Genomic DNA, 19,695 nt, shown 5'->3' with positions numbered 1-19,695 from the left:
ATCGTTCACAGTGATCGACGCGATGCCTCAGCGCCGGAGGAACGGGCCCAGGTGGCGGGACGAAGAGAGGTTGCGCTCCTCATTCATGATGGCGTGCAGGCGCTCGACGTAGCCGGTCCCCTGGACGTCTTCGCGGAGGCGAACGGCTTCCTGCCGCCGGATCACGGCTATGATTGCCTCCTGGTCGCGCTGGACCGGCGGCCGATGCACGCCTCGAACGGGATGCCGATCGCGCCGCACCTGACCTTCGCCGAGGCCGAGCGGCGCTTTCATACCGTCCTCGTCGCGGGCGGGCCGGCTCTGCCGGACGCGCCGGCCTGTGCGGCGACGTCCTACTGGCTCCAGCGATGGGCGGCGCAGGCGGATCGCTATGGATCGGTCTGCACGGGTGCCTTCACGCTCGGCCATGCCGGGCTGCTCGATGGCCGCACCGCCACGACGCACTGGCAGAATGCGGCGCAGCTGGCGGCCGACTTCCCCGCCGCGCATATCGAGCAGGATCGCATCCACGCCCGCGACGGCGCGCTGGTGACATCCGCCGGCGTCACCGCCGGAATCGATCTCGCGCTGGCGCTGGTGAGCGAGGATCATGGCGAGGCGCTGGCTTTGTCCTGTGCGCGGCGCCTGGTGGTCGTCACGCAGCGGCAGGGCGGACAATCCCAGTTCAGCGCGCTGCTGCTGCCGCACGGCGACGCCGAAAGCCCGATCGGCCGGGTTCAGGCGCACGTGATGGCCCATCTGACCGAGCGTTTCCCCGTCGAGCGACTCGCCGACATCGCCGGCATCAGCACGCGCACGCTCGCGCGGCTGTTCGTGCAGGAATTGGGGCAGACGCCGCACGACTTCGTCCAGAGCGTACGGCTGGATCATGCGCGCAATCTGCTGGAGGCGACCGACCGGCCGCTCAAGGCGGTGGCATTCGACTGCGGCTTCGCCGGTCCGGAGCAGATGCGGGCGGTTTTCCAGCGCCGGCTGGGGCTCAGCCCGCTGCGATATCGCGAGAGTTTCCAAGTCCCGAGACAAGAGCCCTCGATCAGCCCGCACAAGGTCAGGAAGCCTGCCTGATCTCGCCCGCTTGCGGCAGGATGCCAGGCCGCGCCCTTGCTGCTCGCCGACCAATATGACAGAGACTCGGACGATTTCGCGCCGTGCCAGAGGCGCGGGAGCGACTATTTCCCAAGATTCCCCGAAAATGCAGATTTCTAATCGCCTGTTAATCGATTGGCTGCAAATTGGGAGTCGGCTTGGGAGAGCCATCACTCAGGTGATTCGATCAATTGCCCGGATGCTTTTCGGAGTTTCGGGCGATTTCCCGCATCGGCGGAGCGCAATGGGCGGAAGAATCTTCCGGCCCACAGCGGACATCCCGGAACAAATTTGCCGGGATGTACTTGCGTGAACGTTCGTGCGAAACAATTGGGGTGGGAATGGAAGACGGTAAAATCGTTGCGAAGAAGGCGACGGACCGACGCGGTCCGGTCACCAAGCTTTCCGAAGGCCAGGTCCGGGAAATCCGGCGGCTGGCGGAAGAGCAGTGCCCGGTGTGCGGTTCTAAGCCTTCGCTGCGTAATCTGGGCGCGCGCTTCGGCGTGAGCGCACCCAGCATCTTGAGCATCATCGAACGGCGGACATGGCGCCATGTCGACCAGGAAGAGCGGCCTCCGGTCTCCTTCCCCGGCGGCCGGCGCCTTTCGGACGTGGCCGAGCTGCTCAGCCGCCACGGCGTGACCTGGCAGGGCGAGGAGCAGTTGCGCCTCGCGGCCGAGGTGTTGCGCGCCTTCCGCGAGGAAGAAGAGAATAGCCGTCAGGCCTGATTTCGGCGAAGCGCGCGGCGACGCGCGCTTCGATCCGGCCTTGCGAACTTGCCGATAGCGGGTTTGCAGAATAGGCCATGCATCATGGCCACGCCGCCCAGCGCCCCGGTTCTGCCGACCCGCCGACGCATCTTCGCCGGGCATCAGGTACGTGATCTGCGCCGCCGCCTCTCGCTCAGCCAGGCGGCGATGGCCCAGCGGCTCAATCTCTCCATCTCCTATCTCTCGCAGATCGAGAATGACGATCGGCCGCTGACGGGTCCGGTCCTGCTCTCGCTCGCGCGCGTCTTCCCGCAACAATGGGGCGATCTGGACGCGAGCGACGAAGAGACGCTGCTGATCGAGGCGATGGACGCCGCCGCCGATCCGACCGTGCCGCAGGCCGGCCTGGACGAGGAAGCACTGCGCCGCGGCGTACGCCAGCAGCCCTTGCTCGCACGCCGGATGGTCGCGCTCCACACGGCCTATCTGCGCGCGCAGGACCAGTTGCGCGTGCTGGACGACCGGATCGAGACCGGATCGGCGGCGGGCGGCGCGCTTCCCTGGGAGGAGGTGCGCGACTGGTTTCAGGCCGAGGGCAATTATGTCGACGCGATCGATCGCGACGCGGAGCGGATCGCGGGCGAGATCGGCGGTGCCGGCGCGGCGGGCGATCCGATCGCCGAACGGCTGGCGCACGATCATGGCGTGACGATCCGCACGCAGGCCGAGGCCACCAGCGGCGCGCCGCTGCGCGCTTATGATGCCGCCGATCACACCCTGACGATCGATCGCGCGCTGCCCCCCGAAAGCGTGCGCTTCCTGCTCGCGCATCAGCTGATGCGGCTGGAAATGGCGGACACGATCGCGGACATCGCCGGTGCCGCCCCGCTGAAATCGGATGCGGCGCAGAAATTGCTGTCCGTCGGCCTCGCCAATTATGCGGCGGGCGCGCTGCTGATGCCCTATGCGCGCTTCCGCCAGTCCGCCCGCGCGCTGCGCCACGATATCGATCAGATCCGGCAGCAGTTCGGCGTGAGCTTCGAACAGGCCTGCCATCGCCTCTCCACGCTGCAGCGGGCGGGATCGGGCGGCGTGCCCTTCTTCTTCGCGCGCGTCGATATGGCGGGCAACATCACCAAGCGCCATTCGGCCACGCGGCTGCAATTCGCGCGCTTCGGCGGCGCCTGTCCGCTCTGGAACGTGCACGAGGCCGCCGCCATCCCCGATCGCATCCTGATCCAGCTGGCCGAGGCTCCGGACGGAATCCGCTATGTGCTGATGGCCAAGGGGCTGGTGAAGCCGACCGGCAGCTATCACCGTCCGGCGCGGCGCTATGCGGTGGTGCTGGGCTGCGAGGTCGCCCATGCCGGGGATTATATCTATGCCGATCAACTGGATCTGACGGGCACGCACAGCGCGACGCCGATCGGCACGTCCTGCCGCATCTGCCCGCGGGGCGATTGCGAGCAACGCGCCTTCCCGCCCGCCGGCCGCACGATCGAGGTGGATCCCGATCGGCGCACGGTGGTGCCTTACGCGTTTCGATAGACGCGATCCGTTTGGTTCGAGCAGCTTCGAGCGAAGTCGAGAAGCGCCAGTCGAGAACTCCGGAACAGACGTCCCGACTGCTATTTCGACAGGCCTGCCCTGAGCATAGCCGAAGGGCTCGATCTTCGCCCGAAGCGAACGGTATCGACCTTACGCCGCGACCGGCTCCGACAGCGCCGCACGGATCGCGGCGATGGACTCGGCGCCCTTGGTGCCGTCCGGGCCGCCGCCCTGCGCCATATCGGCACGACCGCCGCCGCCCTGCCCGCCGAGCGTGGCGACCGCCAGCTTGACCAGATCGACCGCGCTGTGGCCCGCGACCAGATCGTCGGTCACGCCCACGGCGACCGCCGCGCGGCCTTCATTGACGCCGACGATCGCGAAGATGCCAGAGCCCAGCGCCTTCTTCTGATCGTCGATCAGGCCGCGCAGGCTCTTGGGATCGAGGCCTTCGATCACCTTGCCGACGAAGGCGATGCCCCCCGCGAGCGTCTCGGGCGCATCGGCCTCCGCCTTGGCGGTACCGCCGCCCAGCGCCAGCGCCTTCTTCGCCTCGGCCAGTTCGCGTTCCAGCCGGCGGCGATCCTCGACCAGAGCGGCGAGACGCGCGGGCACCTCGTCCGGCGTCGCCTTGAGCAGGCTTGCCGCCTCGCGCAGCCGTTCGTCGCGCTGGATCAGCCAGAGGCGCGCGGCCTCGCCCGTCAGCGCCTCGATCCGGCGCACGCCCGAGGAAACGGCGCTTTCGGACACGATCTTGAACAGACCGATATCGCCCAATGCATTCACATGCGTGCCGCCGCACAGTTCGACCGACCAGCTCTGCTCATCGCCCTTGCCCATGGAAAGGACGCGGACCTCGTCGCCATATTTCTCGCCGAACAGCGCCATCGCACCCGCCTCGATCGCCGCATCGGGCGTCATCAGGCGGGTGGAGACGATGTCGTTCTCGCGGATGTGGCGGTTCACCTCGGCCTCGATCGCGGCGACGTCCTCGGGCGACAGCGGCTTGGGATGCGAGAAATCGAAGCGCAGCCGCTCGGCCGCGACGAGGCTGCCCTTCTGCGTCACATGGCCGCCCAAGCGGTGGCGCAAAGCCGCGTGCAGCAGGTGCGTCGCGCTGTGATTGGCGCGCAGCTTCGAGCGGCGGACGGCATCGACCGCAAGATGGATCGTATCGCCCACGCGGATCGCGCCGGTCGAAATCTTCGCCTTATGCGCGTGCAGACGACCGAGCGGCTTGGACGTATCCACGATCTCAGCCGCGAAGCCGGTATCATTAGTCGCCGTGCCGGCATCGCCCATCTGGCCGCCGCTTTCGCCATAGAAAGGCGTCTGGTTGGTGAGGATCGTCACCTCATCCCCCTCGGCCGCCTGATCGACGCGCTGGCCGTCCTTCACGAGCGCCACCACCTGCGCGTCGCCCTCGTGGCTGGCATAGCCGATGAACTCGGTACCCCCCAGTTCCTCGGCGATATCGAACCAGACATCGTCCGATCCCTTGTCGCCGGAGCCCTTCCAGGCGGCGCGCGCGGCGGCCTTCTGCTCGGCCATCGCCGCATCGAAGCCCGCGCGATCCACGCCGAAGCCCTGCGCGCGCAGTGCATCCTCGGTGAGATCGTAGGGGAAGCCGAACGTGTCGTAGAGCTTGAACGCGACGCCGCCGGGCAACGTATCGCCCGCCGCCATCGATCCGGTCGCCTCGTCCAGCAGGCGCAGGCCGTTGGCGAGCGTCTGGCGGAAGCGGGTTTCCTCCAGCTTCAGCGTCTCCTCGATCAGCGGCTGTGCGCGGACCAGTTCGGGATAGGCGGCGCCCATCTCGGCGATCAGCGACGGCACCAGCCGGTGCATCAGGGGTTCGGCCGCGCCCAGCAGATGGGCGTGGCGCATCGCGCGGCGCATGATCCGGCGCAGCACATAGCCGCGCCCTTCATTGGCGGGCAGCACGCCGTCCGAAACGAGGAAGCCCGACGCACGCAGATGGTCCGCGATCACGCGATGCGATGCCTTGCGATCGCCCTCCGCCTTCGTCTTGGTCAGATCGCACGAGGCCGCGATCAGCGCCTTGAACGTATCCGTGTCGTAATTGTCGTGGACGCCCTGCAGCACGGCCGCGATCCGCTCCAGCCCCATGCCGGTGTCGATCGACTTCTTCGGCAGTTCGCCAATGATCTCATTGGCTTCCTGCTGATATTGCATGAACACGAGATTCCAGATCTCGGTGAAGCGATCGCCATCCTCTTCGGGCGAGCCGGGCGGGCCACCGTAAATGTGGTCGCCATGATCGTAGAAGATTTCGGAGCAGGGGCCGCACGGGCCGCTATCGCCCATCGCCCAGAAATTGTCCTTCGTGGGGATGCGGATGATGCGGCTCTCGGGCAGGCCCGCGATCTTCTTCCACAGATCGAACGCCTCGTCGTCCGTATGATAGACGGTGACGGTCAGCTTCTCGGCCGGAATGCCCCATTCGCGCGTGACGAGATTCCAGGCGAGCCCGATCGCCCGCTCCTTAAAATAGTCGCCGAACGAGAAATTGCCGAGCATTTCGAAGAAGGTGTGGTGCCGCGCCGTATAGCCCACATTGTCCAGATCATTGTGCTTGCCGCCCGCGCGGACGCACTTCTGGGACGAGGTGGCGGTGATGTAGGGCCGCGTTTCCAGCCCGGTGAACACGTTCTTGAACGGCACCATGCCCGCATTCACGAACATGAGCGTCGGATCGTTCTGCGGCACCAGCGGCGCCGACGGAACGATGCGATGCCCTTCGCCTCCGAAATAATCGAGGAAGGAGCGGCGAATGTCGTTCGTGGATGTCATGGGGCCGACTTAGTGGAGGCGCCGAGGCTTCTCAAGCCGACGCGGCGATGCCTCGTTCGGTCGACGTGCTTGCGTGTCGCGTCCGCATCATCGAAGGCCGCCCGGTCATGCTGATTATCCTGACTGCGATCCTGCCTATTTTCGCGCTGATCGGCGCGGGTTGCCTGTTCGGCCGCTGGCGCCGCGTGGGGCCCGCCGGCATCGCGATGCTGAACGATTTCACGGTGTGGCTGGCGCTGCCCGCCTTGCTGTTTCGCGTCCTGGCCGAAGGCGACTGGGCGGAGCTGAACCGCCCGTCCTTCGTGCTGGTCTTCTCCGCCGGCCTCGCGATCATCTTCGTCGCCGGGCTGTTGCTGCCGCCGCCGAAGGGCGCGGAGACGCCTTTGGTCGATCGATCGCTGGTCGCGCTCACCGCCAGCTACCCCAATGCGGGCTTCATCGGCATTCCCTTGGCGCAGGGCCTGCTGGGGCCGATCGGGCTCGCGGCCGCCGTGATCGGCTCGATCCTGACCGTGTCGGTGCAGTTCGCCCTTTCGCTCCTGCTGGTGGAAATCGGGCTGGCACGGGGTGGCAGCCTGCGTGAATCGGCCGGCAAGGTGATCCGCGCGCTCTCCCGCAATCCCTTGGTGGTGAGCCCGATCGCCGGAGGCCTCTGGGCCGCGACGGGCCAGCCCCTGCCGGAGATGATCGCGCGCTTCGTCGATCTGCTGGCCGCCGCCGCGAGCCCGTGCGCGCTCGTCACGATCGGCGCCTTCCTGATGCTGCCGCGCCAGACAGGCGGCGGAGAGCCGACGCCGCTGCTGGTGCCCACTCTGCTGCTGAAGCTCGTCGCCCAGCCGGTGGCGATGGCGGCGGGCTTCTTCTGGCTGCTGCCGGCCCTGGGCGTGGTCTTGCCCCCGCAATGGGGTATCGCGGCGGTGCTGCTGGGCGCGCTGCCGACGGGCACCGGCCCGTTCATGCTGGCCGAACTTTACGGGCGCGATGCGGCACTGGCCTCGCGCGTGATCCTGCTGTCCACCATCCTGAGCGTCGTCTCCTTGATGGGGCTGGCGGTCCTGCTGGTCCCGCGATGAGCGAGCGAGCCCGATGAACGAAGGGCGGCGGCCGCATCCGGCCGCCGCCCGTCATCATTCCATCCGATGCGGACGGATTACTTTTTCTTCTTCCACTTCTTCGCGCCACCGCCGGCCTTCTGCACGCACTTGTCCGTCACGGAGCGCGAGCAGGTGGGATAGGAGGACGTATCGGGCGGCGTGGCCGTCGTCGCCGACATGGCGGAGGGCGCGGGGCTGCTCATGCCCGGATCCGTCGCCGCCGGTGCGGCGGGGGCCGTGGCATCCGCAGGTGCTGCGGGCATGGTCGCATCAGCGGGCGCCGCCGGAGCCGCGGGGTCCGCAGGCGCCGTCTGGGCGATCGCGGCGGCGCTGCCAAACGACAAAGTGGCGGCGAGAATGATCAGAGAATTCTTCACGGTCGCTCTCCTCAGGAGATCAGTGGTCCACCCGCTCCCGGCCGTTCCGAACGCGGATCGGGCCTTACGGTTGCGTATCGACGCGCCAAAGCGAGCGACGATCGGTTGCCCCGAGCGGCCGCGTTCCCTACCTGTTCGACGATGGAGCCTGCCCCCCTCACCTCTGAACCGGCCTATCTGCGCGGCCTGAACGAACCCCAGCGCGAGGCCGTGCTGACCGCCGAGGGCCCCGTGCTGGTGCTGGCGGGCGCGGGCACGGGCAAGACGGCGGCACTGACCGCTCGCCTTGCCCACCTGATCGCCACGCGGCGCGCATGGCCGTCCGAAATCCTGGCCGTCACCTTCACCAACAAGGCTGCGCGCGAGATGCGCGAGCGCGTCGGCCGGATGATGGGCGATGCGGTGGAGGGCATGCCGTGGCTCGGCACCTTCCATTCGGTGGCGGCGCGGATGCTGCGTCGCCATGCCGAACTGGTCGGCCTGCAGAGCAATTTCACGATCCTCGATACGGACGATCAGCTACGCCTGCTCAAGCAATTGATCGTGGCCGCCGAGATCGATGAGAAGCGCTGGACGGCGCGCGCGCTCGCCGGGCTGATCGATCGCTGGAAGAATCGCGGCTGGACGCCCAAGGAAATCGACGCGGCCGAGAGCGAGGCCTTCGCCAACGGGCGGGGCCAGGAATTGTACGCCGCCTATCAGGCGCGACTGATCGCGGTGAATGCCTGCGATTTCGGCGATCTGCTGCTGCACATGCTGGTGATCCTGAAGACGCACCGCGACGTGCTGAAGCAGTATCAGGACCGCTTCCGCTACATCATGGTGGACGAATATCAGGACACCAATGCCAGCCAATATCTGTGGCTGCGGCTGCTGGCGCAGGAGCGGAAGAACATCTGCTGCGTCGGCGATGACGATCAGAGCATCTATTCCTGGCGCGGCGCCGAAGTGGCGAATATCCTGCGCTTCGAACGGGATTTTCCCGGCGCGAAGGTGATCCGGCTGGAGCAGAATTACCGCTCCACGCCCCATATTCTCGGCGCCGCATCGGGCGTGATCGCCAACAATGGCGGACGCCTCGGCAAGACGCTCTGGACCGAGACGGACGCGGGCGAGAAGGTCCGCGTGATCGGCGTGTGGGACGGCCCCGAGGAAGCCCGCCGCGTGGGCGAGGAGATCGAATCCGGCCAGCGCCGGGGCGAGACGCTCGACCAGAATGCGATCCTCGTGCGCGCCCAGTTCCAGACGCGCGAGTTCGAGGACCGCTTCATCGCGATCGGCCTGCCCTATCGCATCGTCGGCGGCTTCCGCTTCTACGAGCGCGCCGAGATCCGCGATGCGCTCGCCTATCTGCGCGTGATCGCGCAGCCTGCCGACGATCTCGCGTTCGAGCGCATCGTGAACGTGCCCAAGCGCGGCATCGGCGACAAGGCGGTGGCCAAGCTCCACCAGTTGGCGCGCGCCGAGACCTTGCCGCTGACGCACGCGGCGGCGCGCATCCTCGACACGGACGAACTGACGCCCGCCGCGCGTCGCTCGCTCGGCAACCTGATCGGCGACATCGCCCGCTGGCGATCGAAACTGGGCGAATTGCCGCATGCCGAGGTCACGCGCCTGATGCTGGACGAGAGCGGCTATACCGCGATGCTGCAGGCCGAGCGATCGACCGAGGCCTCCGGCCGGCTGGAGAATCTCACCGAACTCGCGCGCGCGATGGAGGAATATGAGACGCTCGGCGCCTTCCTCGAACATGTCAGCCTCGTCATGGACAATGACGCCAATGCCGACGAGGCGAAGGTGACGATCATGACGATCCACGCCGCCAAGGGTCTGGAATTCCAGAATGTGTTCCTCGCCGGCTGGGAGGAAGGCGTGTTCCCCTCGCAGCGCGCGCTGGACGAAGGCGGCACGGCGAGCCTCGAGGAGGAACGCCGCCTGGCCTATGTGGCGATCACACGCGCGCGGCGGCGGGCGACGATCCTCCACGCCGCCAATCGCCGCATCTACGGCCAGTGGACCTCATCGATCCCCTCGCGCTTCGTGAACGAACTGCCGGCCGAGCATATCGAGAGCGAGACGACCATGTCGGGCGGCGAATCGCTGTGGCGCGCCCAGTGGAGCGAGCAGGGCGATCCCTTCGCCCATGTCGCGCGCGAGCGACCGGCGCATGCCGCGACGCGCGGGCCGGGCTGGCAGCGTGCCTCCTCCCGCCCGCTCGACATGAGCCCGGTCAAGCTGGCCGAGGTGAAGGCCAGCGCGGCGAGCTTCGCCGCCAAGGGCCGCAGCGACATTTCGATCGGCGCGCGCGTATTCCACACCAAGTTCGGCTATGGCTCGGTCGCGGTGATCGAAGGCAACAAGCTGGAGATCGATTTCGAACATGCCGGGCGCAAGCGCGTCCTCGACAGCTTCGTGACGGTGGGGTGAGAAGACCTTTTACGACGTCACCCCGCACGTGATCCGGGATGGCGATGAAGGGATTACGCCGCCGCCCGACTCCCTCCGAGAAGCTGATCGCGCTGGCCTTCCCAACCGAGCAGCCCCCACGCGTCCGGCCTCTCTTCCGAGACGATCTGATCGTCCGCGAAGCTGTTCGAAATCGTCACCTCCTGCGGCTTCAGCATCGCCCGCTCGGTGGTCGAATAGAAAGCGCGTACGCGCGGCGCGGTAGCGCGGCGGCCGGGATCCAGCACCACCGCCAGCCGGTTCGAGCGCAGCCGCACCAGCATGCCGACCGGAAAGACGAGGATGCTCTGCATGAAGCGGAACAGCAGAGCCTGATCGAAATGGCCGTGCCAACTGGCCATGGCGGCGATCGCCGCGACCGGCGTCCACGCCCGCTTGTAGGGGCGGTGCGAGGTGAGCGCGTCGTAAACGTCGCAGATCGCCCCCATGCGCGCGGCGAGACTGATCTGATCGCCGGACAGGCCATGCGGATAGCCCGTGCCGTCCATCTTCTCGTGATGGTGGAGGCACACCTCCAGCGCCAGTTCCGGCGCCTCGCCGCCTTCCGCCAAAATGCGATAGCCCTCAATGGGATGCGTGTGCACGAGCGCGAGTTCCGCCTCGTCCAGCGGGCCGGGCTTGTTCAGCACGTCCTCCGGCACGCCCATCTTGCCGATATCGTGCAGCAGGCCCGCCATGCCGAGATCGCGGACCACATTTTCCTCCAGCCCCAGTTCGCGCGCGAAATTGATCATCAGCGCACAGACCGCGACCGAATGAAGATAGGTATATTCATCCTTCGACTTGAGCCGCGTGACGCCGATCAGCGCATGCGCATTGCGAAAGACGGAGGCGGAAATGTCCTCGACGACCGCCCTCACCTCTTCCGAATGGAAGGCACGCCCCAGGCGCGCGCCATCGAATATCGTCTTCATCACCTTCTTCGATCGATTCATGACCTGGTTGGCGAGCGCCCGTTCGTCGATCGGGCCGCCAGGTGCGGGGGGGATGGGCCGGGCCGGCGTGCGAACCGGACGGCGGGGCTGGGGCTCCGCCATCTGGGGGACAGTACCGCGCGTGGCAACCGCCGAAGATTCGGGGTCCACCGGCGCGAGGCCCTTGTCATCGTCGATGATGACGGCGGGGATGTCGGCCGCGTGGACCTTCGCCACATCGGCCTCGGTGGCGATCAGAAAGCGGGAGCGCCAGAACGGATGATGGATCCACGAGCCCTCGAAGCCCTGGATATACATCCCGATCCGCACCTGTTCCGGTTTGATGCGCCGAAGCACCTGAGCAACCCCGATTATCGGCCGAAATCGGCCATCCCAATCAGAGTGCTAACGCGCGAGGATCAACGGAGCGTAAACGAGACCCCGGTGACCATTACGTAAGCGGGATGATTATCGCCCGGAAATCCGCGCCACTTCGCGCGCGACGAGTCGCTCCACCATCTCCGGCAGATGGGTGTCGAGCCAGTCCTTGAGCATCGGGCGCAGCATCTCGCGGACCAGACCGTCCATCGTATTCGCATCCGCATTCGGATCGATCGAAAGGCCTGACAAAGCCGCCATCGCGCGCTGGCTGGCCGCCTGCGACTGCTCCGACAGCAAGGCCTTGTGGGCCGTGACGGGCGAAGCCGGCGCGGGGGGCGCCGTCACCACCGCCGCTTCGGACTCGGGCGCCTCGCCCAGTTCCAGCACATCCTCGTCCTCATCCTCGGCAGACGCGGCGACAGCCTCGGACGACGCATTCAGGGAGCCCGGAGGCGGCTCATCGGTGATGATGCGCCGGATCGAGGCGAGGATCTCATCCATCGGCGGAGTGTTGCTGTTCGCGGTTTCGGCCATCGGCCGAGTATCGCCTACTGCGGCGGCCGTGTCACGTTCCCCGGATTGGGAACCATTGATCCGGGCGCGGGGGGCATGGTCGCGGTCGACGTATCCGGGCCCAGCAGCGGATCGGGCGCGAGCGGCTGCACGTCCGCATCCTTTGGCGTCTCGCCCGTCGTGTGGGTGGAGGTCGACTGATACTTGCGGCCGTCACTCCAGTCACCATAGCGGTTGCGGACCTGCCCATAATTGGAAACCGGATCGTAGAGCGCGCCGCCGTCCAGATTAAGATGATCGGCCTGCGCCTGCCCCATCGCGTTCAGCAGCGCGAAACCCGCGACATATTGATCGCGCTGCGCCGAAACGAGCGAAACCTGCGAGTTCAGATATTCCTGCTCAGCGTTCAGCACTTCGATGACGGTCCGGGTGCCCGCCGTATTCTCGGCGCGCGCGCCCTCCAGCGCGAGGCGGTTGGCGGACACCGCCTGCTGGTACGCCCGGATCGCTTCACCCGCCGCGGAGAAATTGGCATAGGCCGCACGCGTATTGGCGATCACGCGCCGCTCGACATCGATGCCCTGCTCCAGCGCCGAGCTTTCCAGCGCCTTCGCCTGCCGCACCCGCGCGGACACACCGCCGCCCTGATAGAGCGGCACCGTCATCTGCAGACCGATGCGATTCTGGCCGACCGTCTGATCGTACAGATAATTCTGGTCTTTCGGCTGGCCGGCCGACTGGGCGCGCGTGTTCAGATAATCGCTGTAGCTGCTGCCCCCCGTCACCGAGAAGATCGGCAACCGCGCCGCGCCCGCCGAGCGGACATCATAGCCCGCCGCCTGCGTGGCGGCGGTGGCGGAGGCGATGGTGGGCGCGTTGGAGAGCGCGATGTTCACCGCATCGTCCGCCGTGGCCGGCAATTTCGGCAGTTCGGGCGGCTGCTCCAGTTTTTCGGGCCATAGGCCCACCACCTGCCGATAGGTTTCACGGCTGCTGGTGAGATTGCCCTGCGCGGTCGCCAGCTGGCTGCGCGCGATCGCCAGGCGCGCCTCCGACTGGGCGACGTCCGTGCGCGTCAGATCGCCCACCTGGAAGCGATCGCGGCTGGCACGCAGATTCGTTTCCAGCACGCGGACGTTGGACGCGTTGAGCGCGACCACCGACTGATCGCGGATCACGTTCATGTAGGCGCTCACCGCCTGCGTGAAGAGATTGCCCTCCGACGTGCGGAGATCGGCGCGGCCCGCGATCACCCGCGCCTCGGCCGCGTTGATCGCATTCTTGACCCGGCCACCCTGAAACAGGGGATAGGAGAGGTTGACCCCGCCCGTCAGCGCGCGGCCACCATTCTGGAAGGTGGTGAGGCCATCGGTGCTCTGCGTGACGCCGAGCGTGCCGCTGACCTGCAGGCGTGCGTTCGACTTGGCGATCGGCACGCCCTCGTCGATGCCGCGCAGCTGCGCGCGGGCGCTGGCCAGCACCGGGCTGGTGCCATAAGCCTGCACCAGCGCGTCCTGAAGCGTTTCCGCTGCGGCGGGCGCCGCGCAGAGCGCCGCCCCCACGGCGCTCCCTAACCATTTGCGCGCGATCAAGACTCCCCCCTGCCCCCTAAAATGATCAGAAGCGGAATGCTTCCGGCGCGGCGAAGCCCGGAAGGATCGGCGCCTCCGCCTCGACGAAGGTCGAAACGCCGAAACTGCCGCCCACGTTCGTGCCGATCGCCAGCCGCGTGACGCCATTTTCCACCAGAGCCGTGGCGATCCGACCGCCCTCCGCCAGCTGATCGACGATGCCCTGCGGCACGCTCTCGATCGCGCCGTCGACCAGGATCACGTCATAAGGCCCGGCAGCGGCCCAGCCGGCCGCGAGCGGCCCCGTCACCTGCTGCACGCCCGCCGGCACTGCCGCCCCGCCGATGGCGGGAAGCGACGCATCCTCTTCCAGCGCGACCACGCGCCCCGCCAGCAACGCCAGCACGGCGGCCGCATAGCCGGTGCCCGATCCGATCACGAGCGCGCGATCGCTGGCGCGCACGCGCGCCTCGGTCAGCAGGCGCCCCAGCACCATCGGCGCGGGCATGGCGCGCCCCTGGCCGATCGGCTGCGAAATATCGAGATAGGCGAGGCCGGCGCGATCCGCCGCCACGAACCGCTCGCGCGGCACGGCGGCCATCGCCTCGACCACGCGGGGATCGTTGACGGCCGTGGTGCGAAGCTGGCTCGCCACCATCGCTTTTCTCAGTTCCGTGAAATTATGCTGGCCCACGTCTGATGTCCTCTAGGTGTTTTAGCGATACAACACACTTCAATGTCGTGCAATGCCATATCGTGCCGGGCGGGGGCCGCCAAGCGCAGGCGGAATTCGCACGCTTTATCCCGAGCAGAAAGACGGGATCGGGCGGCAATGCTCGTCTGCGGAGCAAAAGGCTACGCACCGTGATATGTCCGGTTGGTTAATGACCACGCAGGATGATCGCGGCAAGGCGCGACCACGGCGCTTCCCCCTCCCGCGCGCACGCTCTACCATCGCGGGATGAGCGGCCTCGTCTCCCCCGCCGAGCTGCGTGCGCGTTTCGCCGCCGCGCTCTCCGACATGTATCAGGCCGAGGTGCCCCAATATGGCGCGCTGCTGACGCTGGTGAACGACGTGAACCGCGCCACGCTGGCGGCCGATCCCAAGCTGGAGCGAAGCCTGGCCGCCAGCGGCGAACTCGGCCGGATCGCCGGCGAGCGGCACGGCGCGATCCGCGTCGGCACGGCCGACGAATTGCGCTCGATCGCCCGCGCCTTCCGATTGATGGGGATGGAGCCGGTCGGCTATTACGATCTCGCCACGGCCGGCGTGCCGGTCCACTCGACCGCGTTCCGGCCAGTGGAGACGGACGAACTGGCGGCGAGCCCGTTTCGCGTCTTCACCTCTCTGCTCCGGCTGGATCTGATCGACGATCCGGACCTGCGCACCGAAGCCGCCGAGATTCTCGGGCGGCGTCAGATCATGACCGAGGAGGCGCTCTCGCTGCTGGCCGAGGGCGAAGCCGCGAACGGACTGGACGAGCAGGAGGTGGCCCGCTTCCTGCCCGCGTTGCTGGAAACCTTCCGCTGGCATCAGCGCGCCACGATCGGAGAGGAGATCTATGATCGCCTGCTGGCCAGCCACCGGCTGGTGGCGGACGTGGTCAGCTTTCCCGGGCCCCACATCAATCATCTCACGCCGCGCACGCTGGACATCGACGCCGCCCACCGGCGAATGGCCGAGCTTGGCTTCGGCCCCAAGGTGGAGATCGAGGGTCCGCCCCGCAGAGACATCCCGATCCTGCTGCGCCAGACGAGCTTCAAGGCGCTGAGCGAGCCGGTGCGCTTTCCGGGCGGCGGCACGGGCAGCCATACCGCGCGGTTCGGGGAGATCGAGCAGCGCGGCGCCGCACTGACGCGGGAGGGCCGCGCGCGCTATGATCGGATGCTGGCGGGCGGCGATGCGGCGGGCGCAGCCGGCTTGCCGGACGATCCCGATGCGCTGCGGCGCGAGGAGCTGGCATTCTTCCGCTATCGCGCGGCCGACGCACGCTATGTCCCCGGCGCGACGGCCTCGCTGGAGGCGCTGATCATGGACGGCGCATTGGTGGCGACGCCCATCACCTACGAGGATTTCCTGCCCGTCAGCGCCGCGGGCATCTTCCGCTCCAATCTCGGCGACGAAACGCGGGCAGGTTATGCAGCCACCGGCTCTCGCGCCGCCTTCGAGCAGGCCCTGGGCGATTCAGTGCGAGACGAGTTCGCGCTGTATGAGCGCGAACAAGCGGCTTCGCTGCGCGGCCTGGAACGCGCCTTCGGCTGGACCGAAGGCAGCGTGACCCCTCGCTGACATTCCGGAAGACCTTCGTTTCGAACGCGGTGAGGCCATTCCTTCACGCAATGGACGAGGGAATTATTGTGGCGTCGGGTGCGCCAGGATGACGGCTTTGGCCGACACGCGGCCATCGCGCTCCGCTGGTTTCAGACCGACGGTAGATAGCGTGCGAGCCTGGTTCGCAGCAGCTGGACCAAGGCTGGATCCATGAATTCATATTCGTCCGGTATATCCAGACAAATCAATCGCTTCCCGTTCAGAGACGAGCGAAACCGTTTCTGGACCTTCGCGCGGTGAGCCCTTTCCATCACCACAATGATATCCGCCCATGTCACCAGATCGGGCGTAAGGGGGGTTTCGGCATCATTGTTCGTCCCCGCCGAGGCGACCTCAAGATCGTGCCGGGACGAGAAGATTTGCTCAGCGGTGGGGCTGCGGAGGCGATTTTGGCTGCAGACGAAGAGGACGTTTTTCATACGATGCCTTGCTCATCGAGCCTGCTGCCTGTCGCCGAGAGAGGCGTTGGGAATCGACGATGTCCGCCCGAGCATATGCCGCTGGGCTAAGCCGCCAATCTGGGGCCTCTCGCCTTGGCCTCAAAGCGTCTGAAACATCACCAGCGCGTCAACGAAGCCCGCGGAGGGATGATGGAAAGCGCCAGGCAATCGGCCCACAATTTCGAAGCCCATGCGCTGCCAGAGGCGGACGGCGCGATCATTGGTGCTGACGACGAAATTGAACTGCATCGCGCGATAGCCGCGCGAGCGTGCTTGATCGAGCGAATGGCGGCACATGGCGGCGGCAATGCCCCGGCCGGCCGAAGCGATGCTCGTCATATAGCCGCAATTGCAGACATGGCGCCCGCCGCCCGCCTGATTCGGCCGGAGATAATAAGTGCCGACGATCTCGCCCGCCTCCTCCGCGACGAACGTCTCCTTGTCCGCCCCGAGCCAATACCCCCGTACGTCGGGCTCGCTCATGTCCGGATCGATCGCATAGGTCTCTCCCGCCCGGATCAACGGCAGGATGATGGCGAGGATCGCGTCGGCATCCGCCGGCTCGGCGTTTCGAATCCGCATGATATGCTTCACGGCTCCGCTCGATTCGAGGGCTGGCACCGTCGTCGACCACGATGACCCAACGGCGAGCGAAATGGCGCGATCGCGTCGTTCGGCCACGCCCGATGATTCGCCGGCGCCCCAAAAAGAAAAGGGGCGGTCCATTGGACCGCCCCCATCATTACTCCGGAAAGTGACCCCAGATCACTCGTATCCGGCGTAACGTTCGTTGCCCACGAAGCCCATCTTCGTGACGTTCGCGCGCTTAGTAACGGCGAGCACCTCGTCGACGACTTCATAGCGGGCCTGAGGATCCGGCTCGAGATGAAGTTCCGGGATCGGATTCATCTGCTGGGTCTGATCCAGATACTGGCGCAGCACCGTCAGATCGATCGGCGAACCGTTCCAGAAGACCTTGCCGGTCGGATCGATCGTCACCCGATTCTTGACCGGGAGGATCGGCGGCGGCGGCGTGTTCGGCTGGTTCTGCGGAAGATCCAGCTTCACCGCGTGGGTCTGCACCGGGATGGTGATGATGAACATGATCAGGAGCACCAGCATGACGTCGATCAGCGGCGTCGTGTTGATGTCCATCATCGGCTCGCCTTCAGCGGTGCCGCCTGAGCTCATGGCCATGAGAAATTACTCCTTCGAAGGCAGGCTGGATCAGCGCTCGGCGTGATAGGCGCCGGGTTCCGGCTGCGAGATGAAGCCGACCCGGGCGAAGCCCGCGCGCGCCACGTTCGTCATCGCGCCACCAACGCAACGCCAGGGCGTGTCGACGTCGGCACGGATATGAACTTCGGGAAGCTCGAGGCCGGGTGCCGAGGGGCCACCCTGCTTGTCGATCTCGGCCTTCAGCTTGGCGACGGACTTGTCGACCAGTTCCTGCGGCTTGATCCGGGTCTGGCCCCAGTAAACCTCGCAGGACCCGCCCGGGCCACCCCGAATGGAAAGAACGACGTTTTCCGGCTTGCTGGTCGTCGGTTCGTACACGACCTTCGGCAGCTTGACGGGAACGGTCTGGATCACGACCGGAACCGTGATGAGGAAGATGATGAGCAGCACCAACATGACGTCCACGAGCGGCGTCGTGTTGATGTCCGACATCGGGGCATCGGCTTCGGCGGGGCCGGCACTCATGGCCATGGGGCGAAGTGTCCTGTTCTAGCTTCCGACGGGCCCGCACTGGCGCGGGCCTCGCTCCTTTTGAGCTGGCGGAGCCCGGAGGCTCCGCCAAACCCGGATGTTAGGCCTTCGGCGGGATCGCGGTCTTCGCGGCCGGAGCCGGAGCGACCTTGGCGCCAGCGATCGCCGGACGGACGGCGCCGTTCGAGACCATGTAGCCATGCAGATCGACCGAGAACGCACCGATCTGCTCGGCGACGACCTTGTTGCGGCGGATCAGCCAGTTGTAGCCGAGCACGGCGGGAACGGCCACGGCCAGACCCAGCGCGGTCATGATCAGAGCTTCACCGACCGGGCCGGCGACGGCGTCGATCGAGGCCTGACCGGCAGCGCCGATCTTGATGAGCGCGCGGTAGATACCGATAACCGTACCGAACAGACCGATGAACGGCGAGGTCGAACCGACCGTCGCGAGAACGGCCAGACCGTTGCCCAGCTTCGAGTTGATCGCGGCGACGCTGCGCGAGAGCGAGCTGCCGAGCCACTCATGCTGGTCGACCGGGTCGATCAGTTTGGTGTGCTGGTCCTGGGCGAGCAGGCCGTCGTCGACGATCTGGCGATAGGCCGAATCCTTGTCGAGCTTCGAGGCGGCGTCCTTCAGCGTCGGCGTGCCCCAGAAGCTGGTGCGGACGCGCTTCGCCTGGTTCAGGATCTTCTGCTGCTCGAGCAGCTTGGTGAACATGATGTACCACGAAGCGGCCGACATGATCACGAGGATACCGAACACGGTCTGCGCGATGAGTCCGCCCTGCTCGAGCGCGGCCATCAGGCCATAAGGGTTAGAATTCTTTTCCATGACAGGTGACATCCTTGAGTCTGGGGTTCGGAAGGATCGGCGGCCGGCCTGGATGCCGGCCGCTGTCACCTAGTTCTTGGGAATCTGCCAGCGGATCGTGCGGCTCTGGGTCGTCCGCATCGGCTTGCCGCTCTGGTCCAGGGCAGGCGAGTAACGGCCACGGCGCGTCAGGACGCGGCATGCCGTCTCGTCGAGATCGGGCGAACCACTGGAGCTGACCACCGAGCAATTCTCGATTCGGCCCTGCTCATTGATCTGCCAGGTGACCTTGGTGACGCCCTCGCGCTCTTCACGAAGAGCCGACGGGGGATAGTCGTCCGAGGTAACCCACTGCGCCGGATCACCCTTTGCGCCCGCAGCCTTGGACACGACCGGAGCCGGCGGAGGCGGGGGAGCAGGCGGGGCAGCCGGCGTAATGACGACCGGCGGCGGAGTCGGCACAGACACGATCGGCGGAGCGATCGTCGGCGTCTGCACCACCGGCGGCGGAGCGACGATGGGCGGCGGCTCGAACTTCTGTTCGGGCGGCGGGGGCGGCGGCTTCTGCTCCGGGGGAGGAGGCGCCTCTTGGATGTCCACGACCTTCAGATCCTGCGCGGCCTTTTTGATAACATTATAGGCAAGGCCGGTGATGAAGGCGTAGCCGAGCGCCGCATGGAGCGCGACGACAAGACCGATCGAGACGGCCTTGCGTGTGCTCATCGTTTGATCAGCGTAGGCCATTAAGGAACAAGACTCCTCAATCTGAATTCGATATGTGACGCAGCGCGCAGATGCAGCCACCAGGAATGCCACCGTCGCGCTTGCCAATTGCTCTTGAAGCGGCGGCAAGACTTCCTATCGCGGTGTTTCGCCATCGCGCAAGCCCTTTATGGGCATCATACACTTGGTTGCTCCAACCCTC

At 66.5% G+C, this 19,695-nt stretch carries 18 protein-coding genes; 6 read left to right on the top strand and 12 right to left on the bottom strand.

All coding sequences use genetic code 11. The features are described 5' to 3' along the window. The first annotated feature begins 51 nt into the window (after nucleotides 1-51). The 3 genes from HL653_RS10265 to HL653_RS10255 all read left to right on the top strand — a co-directional run bounded on the left by HL653_RS10265 (nucleotide 52) and on the right by HL653_RS10255 (nucleotide 3,344). A complete protein-coding gene (locus HL653_RS10265) occupies nucleotides 52-1,065 on the top strand; it encodes a GlxA family transcriptional regulator (protein WP_171744445.1) in 1,014 nt (337 codons plus the stop codon). 326 nt (nucleotides 1,066-1,391) lie between these two features. Then, on the top strand, nucleotides 1,392-1,814 hold the full coding sequence (locus HL653_RS10260; protein WP_171744444.1) for a hypothetical protein: 423 nt from the start codon (nucleotides 1,392-1,394) through the stop codon (nucleotides 1,812-1,814). Nucleotides 1,815-1,898: 84 nt separating this feature from the next. Continuing rightward, nucleotides 1,899-3,344 carry a short-chain fatty acyl-CoA regulator family protein gene (locus HL653_RS10255; RefSeq protein WP_171744443.1) on the top strand — a complete coding sequence of 482 codons (1,446 nt, stop codon included), beginning with the start codon at nucleotides 1,899-1,901 and terminating at the stop codon, nucleotides 3,342-3,344. Between the two features lie 150 nt (nucleotides 3,345-3,494). Here the strand turns inward: HL653_RS10255 and alaS are convergent, their stop codons facing one another. Further along, nucleotides 3,495-6,158 (bottom strand): alanine--tRNA ligase, encoded by a 2,664-nt coding sequence (gene alaS / locus HL653_RS10250; RefSeq protein WP_171744442.1) that lies wholly within the window; start codon nucleotides 6,156-6,158, stop codon nucleotides 3,495-3,497. A 107-nt stretch (nucleotides 6,159-6,265) separates the two neighbouring features. Here alaS and HL653_RS10245 point away from each other — a divergent pair, with 107 nt between their 5' ends. Next, entirely contained in the window at nucleotides 6,266-7,231 is a 966-nt protein-coding gene (locus HL653_RS10245) for an AEC family transporter (protein ID WP_171744441.1), read from the top strand. 77 nt (nucleotides 7,232-7,308) lie between these two features. Here HL653_RS10245 and HL653_RS10240 read toward each other — a convergent pair whose 3' ends face one another. After that, nucleotides 7,309-7,629, bottom strand: a complete 321-nt coding sequence (locus HL653_RS10240; RefSeq protein WP_216599969.1) for a hypothetical protein — start codon at nucleotides 7,627-7,629, stop codon at nucleotides 7,309-7,311. A 141-nt stretch (nucleotides 7,630-7,770) separates the two neighbouring features. On the opposite strand from HL653_RS10240, the gene HL653_RS10235 reads away from it, so the two are divergent. After that, on the top strand, nucleotides 7,771-10,056 hold the full coding sequence (locus HL653_RS10235; RefSeq protein ID WP_171744440.1) for an ATP-dependent helicase: 2,286 nt from the start codon (nucleotides 7,771-7,773) through the stop codon (nucleotides 10,054-10,056). 53 nt (nucleotides 10,057-10,109) lie between these two features. Here the strand turns inward: HL653_RS10235 and HL653_RS10230 are convergent, their stop codons facing one another. From HL653_RS10230 to HL653_RS10215, 4 genes are all read right to left on the bottom strand, one after another. Then, on the bottom strand, nucleotides 10,110-11,366 hold the full coding sequence (locus tag HL653_RS10230; RefSeq protein WP_171744439.1) for an HD-GYP domain-containing protein: 1,257 nt from the start codon (nucleotides 11,364-11,366) through the stop codon (nucleotides 10,110-10,112). A 111-nt stretch (nucleotides 11,367-11,477) separates the two neighbouring features. Beyond that, on the bottom strand, nucleotides 11,478-11,924 hold the full coding sequence (locus tag HL653_RS10225) for a DUF2497 domain-containing protein (RefSeq protein WP_171744438.1): 447 nt from the start codon (nucleotides 11,922-11,924) through the stop codon (nucleotides 11,478-11,480). Nucleotides 11,925-11,938: 14 nt separating this feature from the next. Further along, nucleotides 11,939-13,495, bottom strand: a complete 1,557-nt coding sequence (locus tag HL653_RS10220) for a TolC family outer membrane protein (RefSeq protein WP_171742668.1) — start codon at nucleotides 13,493-13,495, stop codon at nucleotides 11,939-11,941. Between the two features lie 25 nt (nucleotides 13,496-13,520). Next, complete coding sequence (locus HL653_RS10215; protein WP_253717861.1) at nucleotides 13,521-14,168, bottom strand: protein-L-isoaspartate O-methyltransferase; 648 nt, start codon at nucleotides 14,166-14,168, stop codon at nucleotides 13,521-13,523. A gap of 267 nt (nucleotides 14,169-14,435) precedes the next feature. Here HL653_RS10215 and HL653_RS10210 point away from each other — a divergent pair, with 267 nt between their 5' ends. Beyond that, nucleotides 14,436-15,764, top strand: coding sequence for a VOC family protein (locus HL653_RS10210; RefSeq protein ID WP_171744437.1), 1,329 nt, complete (start codon nucleotides 14,436-14,438; stop codon nucleotides 15,762-15,764). A 131-nt stretch (nucleotides 15,765-15,895) separates the two neighbouring features. Here the strand turns inward: HL653_RS10210 and HL653_RS10205 are convergent, their stop codons facing one another. The 6 genes from HL653_RS10205 to HL653_RS10180 form a co-directional block, all read right to left on the bottom strand. Next, on the bottom strand, nucleotides 15,896-16,225 hold the full coding sequence (locus HL653_RS10205) for a low molecular weight protein tyrosine phosphatase family protein (protein WP_171744436.1): 330 nt from the start codon (nucleotides 16,223-16,225) through the stop codon (nucleotides 15,896-15,898). Between the two features lie 120 nt (nucleotides 16,226-16,345). Then, a complete protein-coding gene (locus HL653_RS10200) occupies nucleotides 16,346-16,828 on the bottom strand; it encodes a GNAT family N-acetyltransferase (protein WP_171744435.1) in 483 nt (160 codons plus the stop codon). 183 nt (nucleotides 16,829-17,011) lie between these two features. Beyond that, nucleotides 17,012-17,443 carry a biopolymer transporter ExbD gene (locus tag HL653_RS10195; protein ID WP_171744434.1) on the bottom strand — a complete coding sequence of 144 codons (432 nt, stop codon included), beginning with the start codon at nucleotides 17,441-17,443 and terminating at the stop codon, nucleotides 17,012-17,014. A 30-nt stretch (nucleotides 17,444-17,473) separates the two neighbouring features. Beyond that, complete coding sequence (locus tag HL653_RS10190) at nucleotides 17,474-17,956, bottom strand: biopolymer transporter ExbD (protein WP_171744433.1); 483 nt, start codon at nucleotides 17,954-17,956, stop codon at nucleotides 17,474-17,476. A gap of 100 nt (nucleotides 17,957-18,056) precedes the next feature. Continuing rightward, nucleotides 18,057-18,761 (bottom strand): MotA/TolQ/ExbB proton channel family protein, encoded by a 705-nt coding sequence (locus tag HL653_RS10185; RefSeq protein ID WP_171744432.1) that lies wholly within the window; start codon nucleotides 18,759-18,761, stop codon nucleotides 18,057-18,059. Between the two features lie 99 nt (nucleotides 18,762-18,860). Continuing rightward, nucleotides 18,861-19,514: an energy transducer TonB gene (locus tag HL653_RS10180; RefSeq protein WP_171746892.1), complete on the bottom strand. Its 654-nt coding sequence runs from the start codon at nucleotides 19,512-19,514 to the stop codon at nucleotides 18,861-18,863. Between the last annotated feature and the right edge of the window lie 181 nt (nucleotides 19,515-19,695).

This window comes from Sphingomonas sp. AP4-R1, assembly GCF_013113735.1.
Classification (GTDB): Bacteria; Pseudomonadota; Alphaproteobacteria; order Sphingomonadales; family Sphingomonadaceae; genus Sphingomonas_I.
Note: the sequence above shows the minus strand (reverse complement) of the source record. Positions and strands in the feature narration are given on the sequence as shown.